Origin of the sequence: Streptomyces malaysiensis subsp. malaysiensis (genome assembly GCF_040653035.1) — a bacterium.
GTDB lineage: Bacteria > Actinomycetota > Actinomycetes > Streptomycetales > Streptomycetaceae > Streptomyces > Streptomyces malaysiensis.
The window spans coordinates 229,478-246,215 of the sequence record NZ_JBEZNG010000002.1 but is presented as its reverse complement, the minus strand read 5'-3'; the positions used below and the strand labels follow the sequence as shown (position 1 = coordinate 246,215).

Annotated in this window: 13 protein-coding genes; 2 read left to right on the top strand and 11 right to left on the bottom strand. The window is 69.4% G+C overall.

Features of this window, described 5'->3' with window-relative positions; translation table 11 throughout:
• Positions 1-207: 207 nt before the first annotated feature.
• From AB0E24_RS05285 to AB0E24_RS05260, 6 genes are all read right to left on the bottom strand, one after another.
• On the bottom strand, positions 208-1,716 hold the full coding sequence (locus AB0E24_RS05285; protein ID WP_359374982.1) for a peptide MFS transporter: 1,509 nt from the start codon (positions 1,714-1,716) through the stop codon (positions 208-210).
• 702 nt (positions 1,717-2,418) lie between these two features.
• Positions 2,419-3,312 (bottom strand): LysR family transcriptional regulator, encoded by an 894-nt coding sequence (locus tag AB0E24_RS05280; protein ID WP_206331099.1) that lies wholly within the window; start codon positions 3,310-3,312, stop codon positions 2,419-2,421.
• Positions 3,313-3,405: 93 nt separating this feature from the next.
• Positions 3,406-5,832 carry a beta-glucosidase H gene (locus AB0E24_RS05275; protein ID WP_359374981.1) on the bottom strand — a complete coding sequence of 809 codons (2,427 nt, stop codon included), beginning with the start codon at positions 5,830-5,832 and terminating at the stop codon, positions 3,406-3,408.
• A 98-nt stretch (positions 5,833-5,930) separates the two neighbouring features.
• The gene (locus tag AB0E24_RS05270) at positions 5,931-6,743 is read right to left on the bottom strand and encodes a carbohydrate ABC transporter permease (RefSeq protein ID WP_069869443.1); all 813 of its coding nucleotides are present in this window, start codon (positions 6,741-6,743) and stop codon (positions 5,931-5,933) included.
• Complete coding sequence (locus AB0E24_RS05265; RefSeq protein WP_079153466.1) at positions 6,743-7,729, bottom strand: carbohydrate ABC transporter permease; 987 nt, start codon at positions 7,727-7,729, stop codon at positions 6,743-6,745. The genes AB0E24_RS05270 and AB0E24_RS05265 overlap by 1 nt, the downstream gene beginning before the upstream one ends.
• Before the next feature lie 3 nt (positions 7,730-7,732).
• The gene (locus AB0E24_RS05260; RefSeq protein ID WP_359374980.1) at positions 7,733-9,109 is read right to left on the bottom strand and encodes an ABC transporter substrate-binding protein; all 1,377 of its coding nucleotides are present in this window, start codon (positions 9,107-9,109) and stop codon (positions 7,733-7,735) included.
• A 137-nt stretch (positions 9,110-9,246) separates the two neighbouring features.
• Here AB0E24_RS05260 and AB0E24_RS05255 point away from each other — a divergent pair, with 137 nt between their 5' ends.
• Complete coding sequence (locus AB0E24_RS05255) at positions 9,247-9,990, top strand: GntR family transcriptional regulator (RefSeq protein ID WP_079255845.1); 744 nt, start codon at positions 9,247-9,249, stop codon at positions 9,988-9,990.
• Between the two features lie 36 nt (positions 9,991-10,026).
• Here the strand turns inward: AB0E24_RS05255 and AB0E24_RS05250 are convergent, their stop codons facing one another.
• The 5 genes from AB0E24_RS05250 to AB0E24_RS05230 form a co-directional block, all read right to left on the bottom strand.
• Positions 10,027-11,076, bottom strand: coding sequence for a BadF/BadG/BcrA/BcrD ATPase family protein (locus tag AB0E24_RS05250; protein WP_174882953.1), 1,050 nt, complete (start codon positions 11,074-11,076; stop codon positions 10,027-10,029).
• Complete coding sequence (locus tag AB0E24_RS05245; RefSeq protein WP_359374979.1) at positions 11,073-12,374, bottom strand: family 4 glycosyl hydrolase; 1,302 nt, start codon at positions 12,372-12,374, stop codon at positions 11,073-11,075. The genes AB0E24_RS05250 and AB0E24_RS05245 overlap by 4 nt, the downstream gene beginning before the upstream one ends.
• 57 nt (positions 12,375-12,431) lie before the next feature.
• Positions 12,432-13,256: a 6-phosphogluconolactonase gene (locus AB0E24_RS05240; RefSeq protein ID WP_359374978.1), complete on the bottom strand. Its 825-nt coding sequence runs from the start codon at positions 13,254-13,256 to the stop codon at positions 12,432-12,434.
• 353 nt (positions 13,257-13,609) lie between these two features.
• Positions 13,610-13,888, bottom strand: a complete 279-nt coding sequence (locus tag AB0E24_RS05235; protein ID WP_069869448.1) for a hypothetical protein — start codon at positions 13,886-13,888, stop codon at positions 13,610-13,612.
• Positions 13,889-14,084: 196 nt separating this feature from the next.
• Entirely contained in the window at positions 14,085-15,011 is a 927-nt protein-coding gene (locus AB0E24_RS05230; RefSeq protein ID WP_359374977.1) for a LysR substrate-binding domain-containing protein, read from the bottom strand.
• Positions 15,012-15,253: 242 nt separating this feature from the next.
• Here AB0E24_RS05230 and AB0E24_RS05225 point away from each other — a divergent pair, with 242 nt between their 5' ends.
• Positions 15,254-16,714, top strand: a complete 1,461-nt coding sequence (locus AB0E24_RS05225; RefSeq protein WP_359374976.1) for an MFS transporter — start codon at positions 15,254-15,256, stop codon at positions 16,712-16,714.
• Positions 16,715-16,738: the final 24 nt, after the last annotated feature.

The window sequence follows — 16,738 nt, the reverse complement described above, 5'->3', positions numbered from 1 at the left end:
CGGGTTCTGGGCGGCGGGGCACCGCCGGTCGTGCCGCAAGCCTCAGTACCGCGGGTGAGTCACCCCACCCCGGCAAGTGAAGGTCCGCTGAACAGCCTCGTATGTGATGCGTGACTTGGTTGCACAAGCGGGGTGCCGACGGCGGGGCACCGGGAGCGCGCGCCGTGGCGGCGCCCCCGGCGCGTGGAACTCACCTGGTGGCTCCGGTCAGTGCTCGGATCCCGTCTCCAGGAGCCGTTGCACCGGCCTGCGCGCGGCGAACAGGGCCAGGCCGATACCGATGCCGCACATGGCGGTGATGGCGAGATAGGAGGTGTTGTCGATCACGGTGAACAACTGACCGAGCAGACCTGCCAGGGAGGAGCCCAGAGCGAGGGTGAGGAAGTTCAGCCCGACCATCTGGGACCGGAACTTCCGAGGGCCGATCCTCGTGGCCAGGGAGAGCCCGATCGGGCCGACGAAGACCTCGGAGGAACCGGCCGCCATCATGAACACGAGGATCAGGAGCAGCGGGATATCGGCGTGCCCGGTGGCTTCGGAGATGAGGAGCAGGAACAGATAGGCGCAGCCGATCTGGGTCAGTCCGATGGCGACCTTGGTCACCGGCCCGGGTTGGCGCTCCCCCAGGGTGCTCCACATCCGGGCGACGAGCGGGATGATGAGGACGAGCGCCAGCGGGCTGACGGTCGTGATCCAGGCCACGGGGAATTTCCATCCCCCGATGTGCAGATCGATGCGTTCGGTGATGAGGATCGAGATCGCGGTGAACTTCTGGAAAAGGAAGCCGAAGTACACCCCGGACGCCAGGAAGAGCGGAAGGTAGCCGAGCACACGCCGACGTTCGTCGCCGCTGACGGCCGGGGAGGTGGTCATGGTGAGGAAGTAGGCGGCGGCGGTCACCAGGGCGGCGACGGTCACCACGGTGGACAGGTTCTCCGCCCGGAGCAGGCGGGTGGCGACGGCCGCTCCGACGGCGGCGAGGAGGGCGATGGCGGCCAGTACGACGAGCGGGCGATGCTTGGCGGGGAGCGGGTTGTCGACGGTCCGGGCGCGCTCGGGCAGGTGTTTCATCGAGGCGAGGTACTGGACGAGGGCGGCGCCCATGCCGATCGCCGCCAGCCCGAACCCGTAGTGGAAGCCGAGTTCGTTCTGGATGAGGCCGCTGGTGAGCGGTCCGGCCACCGCACCGATGTTGATGGCCATGTAGAAGTAGGAGAAGCCGGCGTCCCGGTGGCGCTCGTCCTGGTCCTGATCCAGGACGAAGCCGACGATCGAGGTGATGTTCGTCTTCAGCGCACCGGTGCCCAGGACGATGCACAGCAGTCCCACGCCCAGCCCGGTGATCCCGGGCGCGAAGGCGAGTATCACATGCCCGGCGGTGATGACGGCGGCGCCGTACAACACCATGTTCCGCGGGCTGACGAGCCGGTCTCCCATCCAGGCGCCGAGGATCTGGGACAGGTATACGGCTCCCCCGTAGGCGCCGACGATGCCCGCCGCGACGGCCGGGTCCAGGGCGAGACCGCCGTCCGTGGTCTCGTAGAGCAGGTAGAAGGAGAGGATGCCCTGGAGACCGTAGAACGAGTAGCGCTCCCACAGTTCGGTGAGAGCCATACTCCACAAGCCGCGTCCGAAGCGATGTCCGGGCGCCCCGGCCGGTGCCTGGCGAACGTCGCGGCCGGTTGCCGTTGTTCTCTGGTGCGGTGTCGTTCTCATACGCTGAGTCCTGTCAGTCGTGGCCCGAGACGGGGATGAGGAGGTGGCCGGGGACGCCCGATCTTCTTCGTGCCGGTCGGCGAGGCCAGGCGCTGGTACGTGGCGCGCGCCGAGTCGGCGCAGAGGGTTCGGATGCCCGGCGTCCGAAGTCGTGGTCGGTCCGCACAGCCGGGACGGGGTGCCGTCACGCCGGAGCCGTTCGCCAGGAAACGCGCCTCACGGGCACCCATGAAGTCATCGCGTGGCCAGGACGGACCGGCGGGCCGACGAGATGACGCCGGCCTGCGGGCCACATCCTCATCGGCGCGCGGCCGCAGCGGCGACGTTCCGGGCCGCCGCGACGCTGCCGGTCATCCCGGCGTAGTCGTCGGCCATCTCACCGTCGGCATTTTCCGCACGGTGGACGACCTGTCGTATCGACTGCGCCGGGGCCGCCGTGAAAGCGATGAGGGCAGCCTTTGCCCGAATGCGTCACGCGCTCCGTGCCGGCGCAATGTCTTCGCCGAACTTTCGGCGACCGTGTTTCCCACCTTCACCCCTCCATCGCTTCACCGAAGGTGCGGTGAGTTCAGCACGGCCGGGGGTGAGTGGTCTAATAGAGATTTAGCTCGGCGCGATAAGCATCCGTTATCGCCTTGCTCCGACGACGATGTCGTAAGCGGCGGCGGAGCTGTCTGCTCCGCGAGCTCACCGCCGCGGCCTTCACCGCCCCCGGGGGCTCAGGTGCTCCCGGCACAGCTGGATAAAGCGGTCCACCGGCGCCTGCGCGGCATGCGGCTGCCAGGCCATCACCAGCGTGGTGGTCGGGACGGGGTCGACGAATCGTCGCATGCGTACCCCGGGCGGGCAGAGCTTCCGGGCCCGGTGCTCGTCCAGGACGGCGATGCCGGCACGGCCCGCGACCTCACGCAGGATGTGCTCGGCATCGGGCTGTTCCAGGACCACCCGCTGGGGGCGGTCGCCCCAGATCTGCCGCCGGATCTCGTCGTGATACCCCGGACCCTGCGCTCTGGGCCAGTGGACCAGCGGCAGGTCGATCACGTCGTCGGACGAGACACGCTCCCGGGCCGCCAGCGGGTGGTTGTCAGCCATCGCCACCACCAGTTCCTCCGTGGCGACGACCAGCGACTCCAGTGCCCGGTGGCGCACCGTCGAGCGCACGAACGCCACGTCCACCTCGCCCGCTTCGAGCAGTTCGAGGTTCCGGCTCGTCCACGCGGTGGACAGGGACAGCCGCACCGCGGGGTAGCGCATGCGGAACCGTTCAACGAACTCGTGCATGTCCAGATCGGCACCGGAGCGGGTGTAGGCCACCCGCAGCACCCCGGCGGGCTGCTCCGCCGCCGCCCGCACCTGTTCGACACACAGTCTGGCCTCGGCAAGCACCCGTTCACCACGCTCGCGCAACACTTCGCCGGCCGTGGTGAGGGTGATCGCCTTGGTGCTTCGGTGGATCAGTGGTGTACCGAGCTCACGCTCCAGGACCTTGATCTGCTGCGACAAGCCCGGCTGCGAAATATGCAGTTCCTCGGCCGCCCGACCAAAATGGAGCACGCGCGCGAGCACCAGGAAATACTCCAGTCGCCGCAATTCCACAACGGAAACCTTACATGGACGGTGCAACGGAAGAGCCCGACGAAAGACCGCGAATCCCTCCCAGCGTGCGACCGACGCCGCGGCGGCTCCGGGTCATATACGGATGGTTGTCCTGACGCGGCGATCCGTTATCGAGCGGCCCACCTCGATCTCGTACGAGCCGCCCACGAAGGACCATGCGTCGGTCTTCTCGTCCCAAATCTCGAAGGCGCGCTGAGGAAGGCCGACGGTGGCCTCCGCGCTCTCGCCGGGGCCGGCCTCGACAATGGCGAAAGCCGCCAGCCAGCGGGCGGGACGCTCGGCGCCCGGCTCGTCGGGGGAGAGGTAGACCTGGACGACCTCGCGGCCCGCGCGCTCGCCGGTGTTGCGGAGATGGACGGTAGCCGTTGTGCCGTCGGATTCGACGGACTCGTAGGTCCAGTCGGTGTAGCCGAGGCCGTGTCCGAAGGGGTAGGCCGGGGTGCGGCCCTCCTTCTCCCAGGCGCGGTAGCCGATGAACACGCCTTCGGCGTAGGGAAGTTCACCGCCCTTCGGGACCACTTGAGTGACCGGGGCAGCGGTGAGGGCGCCCCAGGTGGTGGGAAGTCGGCCGCCGGGTTCATGGGCGCCGGTGAGTACGTCGGCGAGGGCCGCGCCGGCCTCCTGGCCGGGGAACCAGCTCAGCAGCACGGCGGCGACCTCGTCCCGCCACGGGAGCTCCACGGGGGAGCCGGAGTTGACGATCACGACGGTGCGGGGGTTGGCGGCGGCGACGGCGTGGACCAGGTCGTCCTGGCGGCCGGGAAGGCGCAGATCGGTGCGGTCGAAGCCTTCCGACTCGACCCGGTCGGTGGTGGCGACGACGACCACGGCGGTGTCGGCGGCGCGGGCGGCCTCGACGGCCTCGGCGATCAGCTCATCGGGGTCGCGCCGCGGTCCCTGGTGGGCGAGGGCGAAGGTGATGTCCTTCATGAGGGCCTCGTCCTCGGAAACCGTGACGTGGTGGATGAGGGAGACCTCGACGGGTTCGCCGGTGGTGAGTTCGGCCTCGGCACGGGGCACCGGGGCGTCGAAGAGCCCCGAGAAGGGGTCGTCGTGGTCGAGGAGCTGGACGTCGTCGTAGTACGTCGTGCCGTCGATGCCGAGCCGGTACGCGCCGATGCCCTTGATGCCGAAGGTGTGCCGTCCGGTCTCGCGCGGGGTGAAGGTGCCGGTGAGCTCGATGGTGCGGAGGCGCTGGATGGTGACCCCCTCGGGGAGCTCCACACCGGACCAGTGGATCTGCCCGTCGGGGACGCGGCAGGTGCCGATGACGGTGCCGTCGATGTCCCGGCACACGGCGCTGAGTTCGAAGTCCTGGCGGGCGGTGGCGAGTTCGGTGCTGGGGTCGGCGCCGACGGCGTAGCTGAGGGTGCCCTCGGGGAGTGCGGTGGTGAGGCCGTCGAGCGGGGAGACGATCCGGGAGGGGAAGACGGTGGCGGAGCCGCCGCCGAGGACGCGCGCGTCGCGGGCGGCGGCACCGATCAGCGCCACCGTTCCGGGCTTCAGGGGCAGGGCTTCGCGCTCGTTGCGGAGCAGGACGAAGGAGCGGCGGGCGATCTCGCGGGCCAGATCCTCGCCGTCGATGAGGTCCGGCAGGTCGGTGACGGCGGGCGCCGCGCCCTCCAGAACGCCGACGCGGGCGGCGAGCCGCAGCACGTTGCGTACGGCGGTGTCGACTCTGGCCTCCTCGACCCGGCCCTCCCGCACCGCCTGGGCGAGTGCGTCGCCGTAGACCGTCGTCGGGCCGGGCATGGCGACGTCGAGCCCGCCCTCGATGGCGCCCTTCATCGACCGGGCCGCGGTCCAGTCCGAGACGTTGAACTCGTCGAAGCCCCACTCGCCGCGCAGGATCTCGTTCACCAGGTGGTGGTGCTCGGTCATCGTCGTGCCGCCCACCGCGTTGTAGGCGGTCATGATTCCCCAGGGGTGGGCGTTCTCGACGATGAATTCGAAGGGGGCCAGGTAGAGCTCGCGCAGGGCGCGCGCGGAGACCAGGTTGTTCACGGTGAAGCGGTCGGTTTCGGCGTCGTTGGCGACGAAGTGTTTGGCCGTGGTGCCGACGCCGCCGGACTGGACGCCGTTCACATAGCCGGCGCCGATGACGCCGGTCAGATACGGGTCCTCGCTGTATGCCTCGAAGTGGCGGCCGCCGAGCGGGGAGCGGTGCAGGTTGACGGTGGGGGCGAGCAGGACGTGCACGCCCTTGCGGCGGGCTTCCTGGGCGAGCAGGGTACCGGCGCGGTGGGCCAGGTCCTGGTCCCAGGTCGCGGCCAGCGCGGTCGGGGACGGCAGGGCGATCGACGGGTCGTCGGCGGTCCAGCGCACACCGCGCACACCGATCGGGCCGTCGGACATGACCAGGGACTTCAGACCGATCTGGGGGAGTGCCGGCAGCGACCACCTGTCCTGTCCGGCCAGGAGCCGGGTCTTGGCGCTCAGATCGAGCCTGGCGAGGGCCGCCTCGACGACCGCCTCGCGGGCCCGCTCCGCCTGTGCCACGAGGGCACCTCCTCGTTGAAAGCCATTCATCAAGCAACCATTCGCGGTAAAGAGGTGAGTTCCTCTATGTTTCATGCGTTTCATAACAGGCTGGTGCCTCAGCCCTTGACCGCCCCGGAGAGCATGCCGCGGATGAACTGCCGCTGGCAGAACACATACAGACCCACGACCGGGACGGAGATCAGCACCGCCGCCGCCGCGAGCAGGTTGACGTGCACCAGATAGCGGCCGGAGAAGGCGCCCAGGCCCAGGGTCATCGGCTGGTGAGCCGGATCGGAGACCAGGATCAGGGAGAGGAAGTAGTCGTTCCAGGTCCACATGAAGTTGAGCAGGACGAAGGTGACGATCGCGGGCCGGGAGATCGGCAGATAGATCCGCCACAGCGCGCTCCAGGTGCCGGCGCCGTCCACCTGAGCCGACTCGCCGATGCTCGAAGGCACCGTGCGGAAGGCCGCGCGCATCCAGAACGCGCCGAAGCTCACTCCCGTGCCCACGTGCGCGAGGATGATGCCCTGGTAGGTGTCGGTCAGTCCCTGCCACTGGAAGTCGTAGTACATCGGGACGACGATCGCCTCGAGGGGGATCATGATCCCGAAGAGCATCAGCGGAAAGAGCAGCTTTTCCCCCACCACGCCCAGCACTCCGAAGGCGTAGCCGCTGAGGATCGCCAGCGCGGTCGAGATGGCCACCGCCGTACCGGTGATGATCAGGCTGGACTTCAGATATTGCGTGAGGCCGGCCTGCTGCCAGGCATCGGTGAAGTTGGACCACTGTATATGACCGAGGTCCAGCGACCCGGTGATCTCGGGGCTCACCGCGACGCCCAGGGTCCAGATCACCGGGAAGAGTACCGCGGCGGCGAGCAGGGTCAGAAAGGCGTAGTTGAAAACCTTTTCCCGCGTGGAGATCATCAGTCGTCACTTTCGGAGAGCTTGACCACGGCCAGCGACACGATCAGCGCGACCACCGCCAGCACCACGCCGATGGCGCAGGCCGCGCCGACGTCCGGATTGCTGAAGGCCCGCTTGTAGAGCACCACGGTGGGGGTGATGGTGGAGGTTCCCGGGCCACCCTTGGTGGTGAGCCAGACGATGTCGAAGACCCTGATCGCGCCGAGCAGGGTGAGCGTCAGCGCCACGGCGAGCTGTCCGCGCAGGCCCGGCAGGGTCACCGTGAAGAACTCCCGCACCGGGCCCGCCCCGTCCATGCGCGCGGCGTCGTAGAGCTCGTTCGGGATGTTCTGCGCTCCGGCGGCGAACAGCACCATGCACAGGCCGAACGCCCCCCAGGTTCCGGCCAGGCCGAGGGCGGGCAGCGCCCAGGTGAAGTCGCCCAGCCAGCCACGGGTCAGCCCGCCCAGGCCGAAGGCGGTGAGCACGCTGTTGAGGGGCCCGTCCGGGGCGTAGATCTGCTTCCACACCACCGCGACGACGGCCGGGGTGAGCACCTGGGGAAGGAAGATGATCCAGCGGTAGACCCCGGCGCCGCGGGTGTCCTTGCGTGCGGTCAGTGCCGCGCTCGTCATCCCCAGGGCGACCGGCAGGAGGGAGAAGAAGACGATGAAGAACAGGGTGTGGCCGACCGCCTGACGAAGTGTCGGATCGGTGAAGAAGTCGGTGTAGTTCTCCAGTCCGGCCCAGGTGGCCGCCGTGACGCCGTCCCAGTGGTAGAAGGACAGATTCATCCCCTGCCCCGCCGGTAGCAGCACCACGCATGCGTAGATCAGCAGTGCGGGGGCGAGGTATGCCAGCCCCAGCCAGCGGCGGCGCCGGCGCGAGGACCGCCGAGGGCGGTTTGCGCGCCGCGGGGGATGGACGGATTCGCCGCCCGCGGTAGCGGTGGCGGGCGCGGCCACGGCGGCGGCCTGGGAGGCGCGGCTTTCGTCGAGTGTGGCCATGGCCTACCTCGCCAGGCTCTTCACGAATGCGGTGGCGTCCTTGTCGGCGGCGTCGACCACCGCTTTTGGCGTGGACTTCCCGGCCAGCGTCTTCTGCATGGCGCGGTTGATGGTGTCCAGCATCGTCGGTGTGGTCCAGTCCAGATAGGGCACGGATGTGCCCTCCGCCGAGATCTGCCCGGCGATGGCCACATCGTCGCTGAACAGCGGATTCCCCGCGGGGGCCGTCACATCCGGGTGCAGCAGCGGCATCGTCTCGTGCCGGACGGCGAGCTTGGCCGCCTGCTCACTGGCGGCGAAGTCGAGGAAGGCCGCGGCGGCGTCGGCGTGCTTGGACTTCGAGGCGATGGAGAAGTTTGTCGCGGAGGAGGCCGTGGCCACTGGCTTGCCGCCGTCCGCACGGGGCAGGACGAACGAACCGAACCCCTTGGACTGTCCCGGCTTGAACGGTAGCGAGCCCGAGTAGTTGAAATGGAACAGCCCTTTGCCGTTGACGAAGGACTGGGCGGCGTCGTCCGAGTCGGTCCCGGCGTAGTCCTTGACCAGGTAGCCCTTGTCGGCCCACTGCTTGAAGGTGGATACCGCCTGCGGGAAGCCGGTCTGGGTGATCTTCACCTTGCCGTGCGAGTAGATGAAGTCGGAGATCTTGCTCTGTGCGCCGAAGGCGTTCATCAGCGAGAAGAGCGGCACAGTGATCTTGACCTGGTCCGAGGTGCCCACTGTGACGGGCGTGATGCCGTCCGCCTTGGCCTTGGCGAGAGCGGCCTGGAACTCGGCGTAGCTGTGCGGGACCTTGGCGCCGATCTTCTTGAGCAGGGCCCGGTTGTAGTAGACCTCGATCAGCGAGGCGCGGGCGACCGGGGTGCCGAACAGCGAGCCGGTGCCCATCTGCTTGCCGTCGAGGCTGAACTCGTGCTCCTCCAGGATGGACCGCGGGAAGGACCGCTTCCATCCGTAAGCCTTGGCGTAGTTGTCCAGATTGAGCACCAGCCCGCCGCGCACGAGGGTTCCCAGCGACTGCCAGCCGTTGTTGGCCGGTGCGATGTCCGGGGGGTTGGTGGACTTCAGCTTGAGCGGCAGCGCGGCCATCACCTGGTCCCAGGGCAGCGAGTTCCGCTCGATGGTGATGTTGGGGTACTTCTTCTCGAATGCCTTGACGACGTCCTTCATCCAGGCGTTGTCAGGATCGCCGGTGAAGTAGTCCAGTATGTGCAACGTGACCTCGCCCATCGCGGCCGGATCGGTGGCGACCGCGCCTGGTTTCGCGGAGTTGTCCGCACTGTTGCCGTTGGTGCCCGGCATGCAGCCGGCGACCAGACCGACCGCCGCCAAAGGCGTCAGCGCTCCGGCGATCCGTCGAGTTCTGCGGTGCGAGACCACGGTGTCTCCTGTCCTCGATGGGGTGTCCCGAAAGTCCGGATGCTCGCGAGCCTAGGCGCAGCAGACCACTTAGTCCAGATGTAGGAAGCTGGTTTGTTTACTCCACTCGGCAGACCAGTCTTGGTAACGTAATGGGCATGACGAGCGTCGAGGACACCAAGGCGGGGGCCGCCGTTGCGCAGACCTACCGCCGACTCAGCGAGGCGTTGCGCCGCGGGGTCTATGCACCGGGAAGCCGATTGCCAGGGGAGCGGGACCTCGCCACGGACCTCGGAGTCAGCCGCTCCACCCTGCGCCTGGCGCTGGGTCGGCTCGCCGAGGAGAACAAGCTGGAACGCTCCTCGCAGCGCGGCTGGTTCGTCCGCCGCAACGTCGTCGGCGAACCGCCGAGCACCCTACAGAGCTTCTCCGAGATGGCGCGCGCCCGCGGGCTGCGCCCGCAGTCCGAGGTGCTGCGCCGACGCGCCCGCCCGGCCACCTTCGAAGAGGCCGAGCAGCTGTCCGTCGCTCCCGCCTCCCGGGTCCTCGAACTGCGTCGGCTGCGCCGTATGGACGACGTGCCGGTGTGCGTGGACTCCAGTGTGGTGGTACTGGCTCTCGCGCCCCAGCTGGCCGAGATCGACCTCACCGACCGCTCACTGTACGAGACCCTGGAGCAGGACTGCGGACTGCGTATCGCCCGCAGTTCCTACACGGTCCACGCGGCAGCGGCCGACAAGGACACCGCCGAACTGCTGGACATCGAACCGGGCGACCCGGTGCTGATCGGCGAGGAGCTGACCTACACCGACACCGGCTCCCTGGTGCTGACCGGCCGGATGGTCTACCGCAGCGATGCCTACCGCTTCCAGGCCGACCTGTTCCGCCCGGTGCGCCCCTGACGCCACCCCGGCGGTGAACGCCGGGGCGCCGCGTCTTCAGGTGGCCAGGAACTCCCGGGGCGGCAGGCTCCCCGTCACCTTCTCCAGCACGGCGTCGGCCACCACCGGGTCCGCCAACGTCACCCCGCCTTCGGCGAGGGCGTCCAGCAGCGCGCCGGCCACCGGTGGCAGGGAGCCGCGATGCAGCACCGCTCCGGGCACGTGCGCGGGCAGCTCCGCGAACAGCGCATCGGCGACCGGGGAACCCTCCGCCATCAGGACCGAGCCCGACAGTACGACGCTCACCGGCCCTCCGGCCTGCGCCAGTCCGGTTCGCCGTGCGGCCACCCCGGCGTACTGGGCCAGATGGTGTCCTTGGGCACGGACGATCTCCACGGCCGCCGGATCACCCGCCGCGGCCACCGCCGCGACCACGCGCGCACAGCTGTTCCGCTCGCGGCCGGGGGCACGGCCCTGGCGGCGGGTGAGCCAGTGGTTCAGGGCCGCCACGGTGGGCTTCCCGAAGTGCGCGAGCAGGGCTTCGGTCAGGGCGGTCGGTGGCCGGAGCCCCAGCTCGGACAGGAAGATCGCCCGGAACGCCTCGTTCGCCAGGCCCGTGGCGCCCATGGGGTACTGACCCCACCAGCCCATGTCCCACAGCTCACCGTCGGGCCCGCGGGCGGCGATCGCCCCCGATGTCCCGCCGGTCACCGAGATGCCGATACCGCGGGGATCGCCGCACCGGATGGCGGCATAGCCGTCGTTGAGGATGCTGCGGCTGGTCAGAGCCGCGGGGTAATGACGCGTCAGGGCCATGTCCCAGTAGCTTTGATCCTCGGGCCAGTCGACCCCGGCCAGCCGGAAGGCCGCGCTTCGGACGGCCCGGATGTCCGCCCCGGCCTGGGCCAGGGCAGCCCGCACCGCCACCAGCGCCTCGGACACGGCGGCCTCGGGGGTCGCCGCCCCGTAGATGTCCCCGCAGCCCGAACGCCCGGCGCCCACCACCTCACCGGAGGCGGTGGACACCAGGGCCGCGGTCTTGCTGTTGCCCGCGTCCACGCCCAGGTAGAGCGCGGACGCGGGACGTGCCGTCTGAGCCCGCGTCACGGCAGCAGACGCTCCGGCAGCCAGGCCCGCTGCGCCGTGGCCAGCTCGTCGTACAGCGCCTCGGCCACCGGCAGCGACGGCACGAGCGGATTGGCCGTCAGAGCACGGACGGCGTCCGCGGCGGTGCCCTCCCAGGCCGCCTTGGCGGTGAGGATCTGGTACTCGGCCAGCTGCTGGACGATGCCACGCACCGAGTGCGGCAGCGGCTTCTGCTCCTCGGGGTGGAAGCCCTTGCCGTCCACCGTGCCCCACAGCTCGACGACGGTCGACTCCTCGAATCCGGGCAGCCAGCCACCGGTGTTGGTGATGTTGAAGGGGAGACGTGCCGGGGCGTCGTTGTAGAACGCGCTGATCGCCTCGATGGCCAGCTCCAGCTCGTGGATGCCGCCGCGTGAGCGGTCCTTCTCCAGCTGCGGGGCGTCGGAGGCGGCCTGCTCCCGGTAGTGCTCCCAGTAGTCGGGCAGCGAGTCCAGGATGACCTCGGAGCGGGTCTTGGCGGCCAACTGCCGCTCGCGCAGGATCTCGTCCTTGAAGTAGTAGTAGTTGAAGTAGTCCGAGGGAATGGACTCCATCGCCACCGCCAGGTGCAGCGCACGCATGCCGTTGCGGTCCTCGGTGGGCTGGTCCTTCAGCGCCTCGTAGCGCTCGCGCAGGATCGGGAAGGCGTCCTGGCCGTCATAGGTCGCCTCGGTGGACCAGCAGTTGTGATTGACGCCGACGAGGTTGGCCTTGAGCTTGTCCGGGTCGAGCCCGGCGGCCTTGGCGACGACGGGCGGGAAGACGATCGGGCCTTCGCAGAAGGAGACGATGGGGATGTCGGTGTAGTCGGAGACCGCCTGGGAGACGATGTTGACCGGGTTGGTGTAGTTGAAGATCCGGGCGCGGGGGGCGACATCGGCGAGGTCGGCGCAGACCTCCTTGATGATGTTGATCGAGCGCAACGCCATCATCGTGCCGCCCGGCCCCTGCGTCTCCTGGCCGATGACCCCGTACTTGAGCGGGATCCGCTCGTCCAGCGCACGGGCCTCGAAACCGCCGGGACGGTAGCTGCTGAGCACGGCGTCGACGTCGCGCAGGCCCTCACGCTGGTCGGTCGCGGTGCTGATGGTGATGTCCAGGCCCGCGTTGCGGGCCATCTTCTCGGTGAGGGTCCGGACCACATCGAGCCGGTCCTGGTCCAGGTCGATCAGCACGAACTCCGAGCCGTCGAACTCCTTGCCGTGGTGCATGAAGGAGGCCATGGTCCCCGCTCCACGCGAGGAGCCACCGCCGAGGTAGGCAATCTTGACGCGAGCCATCGATCCTCCAGGATCTTTTGGTGATTCAGTTTCGGATTGACGATGTGAACCGCGGATTCAGGGCGAGGTGAGTGCCGCGGAGGCGGTCACCGCCGCCTGGTCGAGGTAGAGCCGCGGGCGCGCGCATTCGGCGAAGACGGTGGCAGGCCAGTCGGCCTCGTATCCCTCCGCCAGGGTGAGCCGCCCCGCGGCCCTGCCCTTGTCGCCGCCGTGCGCCACCATCACCACCCGCTTCGACTGTGCGCGGATGGTGCCGATCCCGACCGTGACCCCGTACCGGGGAACGTCGTCCAGTCCGCCGAAGGTCGGGAAGGTCGCCAGGTTGTCGGTCCTGGTCTGTTCGCCCAGCTGGACCACTCTGGTCCGCGAGTCCGCCGGGCTGCCCACCGGGTTGAAGGCGATATGCCCATCACCCGCCCCGGAGGCCAGCAGGAACAGATCGATCCCGCCGAGCTCCGCGATCCGCCGGTCGTATGCCTCGGGATCGGCCGGATCCGGCCCCCACAGCCGCTCCGGCGCGATCCCCCGACCGGCCCCCGCCGCGGCGTTCAACCGCCCGACGATCTCCTCACGCCCGAACCGAAGGCAGCTGTGCGGCAGTCCGGAGTCGATCGCCCGGTACTCCCGGCCGTGCGAACCCAGCGGCGTGGCCTCGACGTACTCGTCCATCATCACGATGACGACATGCCCCAGACCCAGCCCCCGCGCGGCCACCTCGTCCGCCAGCGCCCGGTAGGTGCTGGCGGCGGTGCGACCGCCCGGACACCCGAGCGCATACGGCCGCCCCGCTCGCGCGGCATTCTCGATTTCCACGGCGATCTCCGCGGCCAGCTTGCGCCCCAGGGCCTCTGGGTCCGGGAAGACGATCGGCGACACCCGCACAGGAGGAACTCCCTCTCGGTCAACACTTTCGCAGACCAGTTACGCCACAGACCATACTGTGGTCTGACTGGTCTAGGCAATGGCCGAACGATGACAGCGCTGTGGAGTGGTGCGGCGGGGATCTGGCACAGCCCCGGCTACGACCGAGCCGGCCACGACAAGCTCGCGGTCGCTCCAGCCCTATGAGCTCGCGGGACCGCCCATCGGTCGTCCCAGCGGATCAGGTCTCATTCGAGCGATCTTCGTGTGGTCGCCGACGGCCGTCGCCACCGGTGTGCTCCGGGCGGAGGACCTGCCCGCCGTGGTGACCATCGCCGTGCCGGCGACCGCCGACTGCTGAGCCGCGACCGCCTTCACCGACCTTGCTGCGCACGTCCCCGAGCTGCGAGTTTCGCGGAGCCCCGGGTCGCCCGGCGCCGAGCCGCGTCGTTACGCCGCTGTCGGTTGTGCTCGGCGAACCACGCGCTCCATACCTTCAGGTCCCAGTGCATGACGCCGTTGATCATGCGCGGGGCCGGGTGGCCGTTCTCCTCCCGGTCCCGCCACATCCTGGACAGCGGATCCCGGGTGTAGCCGGTGTGCTCCATGAGGTCGTGGCGGTTTGCGAACTGGCGGCCGTTGATGGTCTCCATCGGCGCTGCTCCGTAGCGGTGGCGGGATGTGGCTGTGATGGGTCGCATGCTCGGCTGCTGGGCCTATGTTCCGGCCCCTCCCGCGCTGTGGCCGGACTGCCCTGCCCCGCTTGGCGCACACGTTAGGCACGGGGGACAGGAGGAGACATGTGCGCGGGCCCTATAAGGGAGGCGATCCGCATGGTGCGGCGGTCCTCTATGGGCGCGTTCCGGGGACTCTCGCACGTGTCGGCTCGGTCGGCCAGTGACGGGTGCCGTGGATGGGTCGGATGCGGTTGGTGTGCGCGAGGATGGCGGTGGCCAATGCCTCCACGGGTTCGGCGGGGGCGTGTGGATTGGTCAACAGCACGAGGTCGATCTCGCCGAGTTCGGGCAGTCCGGTGCTGCTGGGAAGCTCGAGGAGGTCGCCGGGCAGCAGGCTGCGGGCGAAGATCGCGAGGCCGAGGCCGGCGCGGGTGGCGGCGAGCACGGCGTTGACCCCGCGCACCGTGCAGACCACTCGGTGTCTGATGCCCGCTTGCTCCAGCGCCCGCACGGCCAGCGCCCTGCTCGGGCTGGGTGCCTGGTACACGATGAGCGGCACCGGTCGTTCCTCATCCCACTGGAGGCCGGTGCCCTCGGCGGCTGCCCAGACCAGCCGGTCCCGGCGCACCAGCCGGCCCCGCCCGTCTCCGGCGGGGGTCTTGAGGAAGGCGGCGTCGATGTGGCCGGATTCCACTCGGCGTTGCAGCTGCACCCCCTGGGAGACGGTGAGGTCCAATGTGATCCCGGGGTTGAGGTGCCGGAAATCCCGCAGGATCCGTGGCACTTGGGTCAGCGCGAGATCGTCGGTCACTCCGAGTCGCAACCGGCCCCGCACACCGGCGTCGGTGAAATAGTCCGCCGCCTGGGCGTGTGCGGCGAGGATGGAGCGGGCGAAGCCGACCATCGCCTCCCCGTCGACGGTCAGCGTCACGCTGCGGGTGTCCCGGACCAGCAACGGCCGGCCCACGGCCTGCTCGAGCTTGCGAATGTGCTGGCTCACCGTGGGCTGGCCGAGGCGGAGCGCCACCGCGGCCTGGGTGAAGCTCAACGACTGCGCCACCGCGAGAAACGTCCGCACCTGCTCCGGAGGAAGGACCATCCCCCTACGCTAGGCCGATTCATCACGAACAGCAATGAGCGTTATTGGACCGATTCTCTTTCTGAATTGGTGTGGGCACTCAACGATGGAGACGAAGACCCCGCCAACGAAGGAGGCACTTCGCGATGACCAGGGCGGCCGACGGAGGCGAACATCCCCGCACCGGGGCAAAACCGCTTGCCCCCGGCAGGGGAAGGGATTCCGGACCGGGCGGCACCGAGCCCGCGATACGCGACAAGGAGATGAAGCCCACCACACCGGGCAAGCGGGGCACCGTCGCCGCCGCGCTCATGCTGGCCATGGGGCTGGCGGCGCTCGACTCCACCATTGTCTCCACCGCCGTTCCCCAGATCGTCGGCGACCTCGGCGGCTTCTCCGCCCTCTCGTGGCTGTTCTCCGGCTATCTGCTCGCCGTCACGGTTTCCCTGCCCGTCTACGGCAAGCTGTCGGACACCTTCGGCCGCAAACCGGTGCTCGTCGTGGGCGCGGCCCTCTTCCTGCTCGGCTCCCTGCTGTGCGCCGGTGCCTGGAACATGGCGGCGCTGATCGCCTTCCGCGTCGTCCAGGGCCTTGGCGGCGGCGCCCTTCAGGGCACGGTCCAGACACTCGCCGCCGACCTGTACCCCCTGGCGGAGCGCCCCAAGATCCAGGCCAGACTTTCCACGGTCTGGGCCGTGTCGGCGATCGCCGGCCCGGCTCTCGGCGGCGTCCTCGCCGCGTATGCCGACTGGCGCTGGATCTTCCTGGTCAACCTGCCGGTCGGCTCGGTGGCGCTATGGCTGATCGTCCGTCACCTCCACGAGTCCGACCGCCGGTCGGCCGCCCGCCCGAGCGTCGACTGGGCGGGGGCGCTCGCGGTGTTCGCCTGCGGGGGCGTGCTGCTCACCGCGCTGGTGCAGGGCGGGGTGGCCTGGCCATGGTGGTCGGCCCCGTCCCTCGCCCTGTTCGCCACCGGACTCGCTCTGGCCGCGCTCGTGGTCGTCGTCGAACGACGGGCCCGTGAGCCCATCATGCCCGGCTGGGTGTGGCGCAGCCGCACGATCGCCGCCGTCAACCTGGCCCTTGGCGCGCTGGGCCTGGTGACGGTGGCACCCAGCCTGGTCCTCCCGACATACGCTCAGTCGGTTCTGGGGCTGGGGCCGGTGGCCGCCGGTTTCGTCCTGTCCGTCTGGACGCTCAGCTGGCCGATCTCGTCGGCCTTGAGCCGACATGTCTACGGGCGCATCGGCATCCGCAACACCGGGATGCTCGGCATCGGCGTGGCGGCGCTGATCCTGTTCGCGTTCCCCTTTCTGCCCTACCCCGGCCAGGTCTGGCAGCCGGTGGCCCTGATGCTGCTGCTGGGCGCTGCGCTCGGCCTGTTCAGTCTCCCGCTCATGGTCGGTGTCCAGTCGACGGTGGGGTGGTCGAAACGGGGTACGGCCACCGCCTCCATCCTCTTCTGCCGCCAGACCGGCCAGACGGTCGGCGCGTCGGTCTTCGGTGCGATCGTCAACGGGGTGTTGGCGACGCGGCTCGGCGGCGCGAGCGATCTCGATTCGGTGACGCGAGCGATCGATGCCGGGACCTCGCCGGAGGGGGTCCGGCGGGCCGTCTCGGACGCCGTCCACGCCGTGTATCTGGGCGCGGGGTGCGCGGCGGCGCTGGCGTTCCTGGTCCTGCTGTTCCTGGCGCCGCGCCGCTTCCCGGTCCTCACGGAGTGACGCCGACGGCCATCTGCGCGCCCC

What these genes read in the sequence shown, in the direction of transcription:
- AB0E24_RS05270 (WP_069869443.1), bottom strand. Translation starts at nt 6,743, where the DNA reads ATGATCTCCACGCGGGAAAAGGTTTTCAACTACGCCTTTCTGACCCTG.
- AB0E24_RS05245 (WP_359374979.1), bottom strand. Translation starts at nt 12,374, where the DNA reads ATGGCTCGCGTCAAGATTGCCTACCTCGGCGGTGGCTCCTCGCGTGGA.
- AB0E24_RS05285 (WP_359374982.1), bottom strand. Translation starts at nt 1,716, where the DNA reads ATGAGAACGACACCGCACCAGAGAACAACGGCAACCGGCCGCGACGTT.
- AB0E24_RS05230 (WP_359374977.1), bottom strand. Translation starts at nt 15,011, where the DNA reads ATGGTCCTTCCTCCGGAGCAGGTGCGGACGTTTCTCGCGGTGGCGCAG.
- AB0E24_RS05265 (WP_079153466.1), bottom strand. Translation starts at nt 7,729, where the DNA reads ATGGCCACACTCGACGAAAGCCGCGCCTCCCAGGCCGCCGCCGTGGCC.
- AB0E24_RS05225 (WP_359374976.1), top strand. Translation starts at nt 15,254, where the DNA reads ATGAAGCCCACCACACCGGGCAAGCGGGGCACCGTCGCCGCCGCGCTC.
- AB0E24_RS05255 (WP_079255845.1), top strand. Translation starts at nt 9,247, where the DNA reads ATGACGAGCGTCGAGGACACCAAGGCGGGGGCCGCCGTTGCGCAGACC.
- AB0E24_RS05235 (WP_069869448.1), bottom strand. Translation starts at nt 13,888, where the DNA reads ATGGAGACCATCAACGGCCGCCAGTTCGCAAACCGCCACGACCTCATG.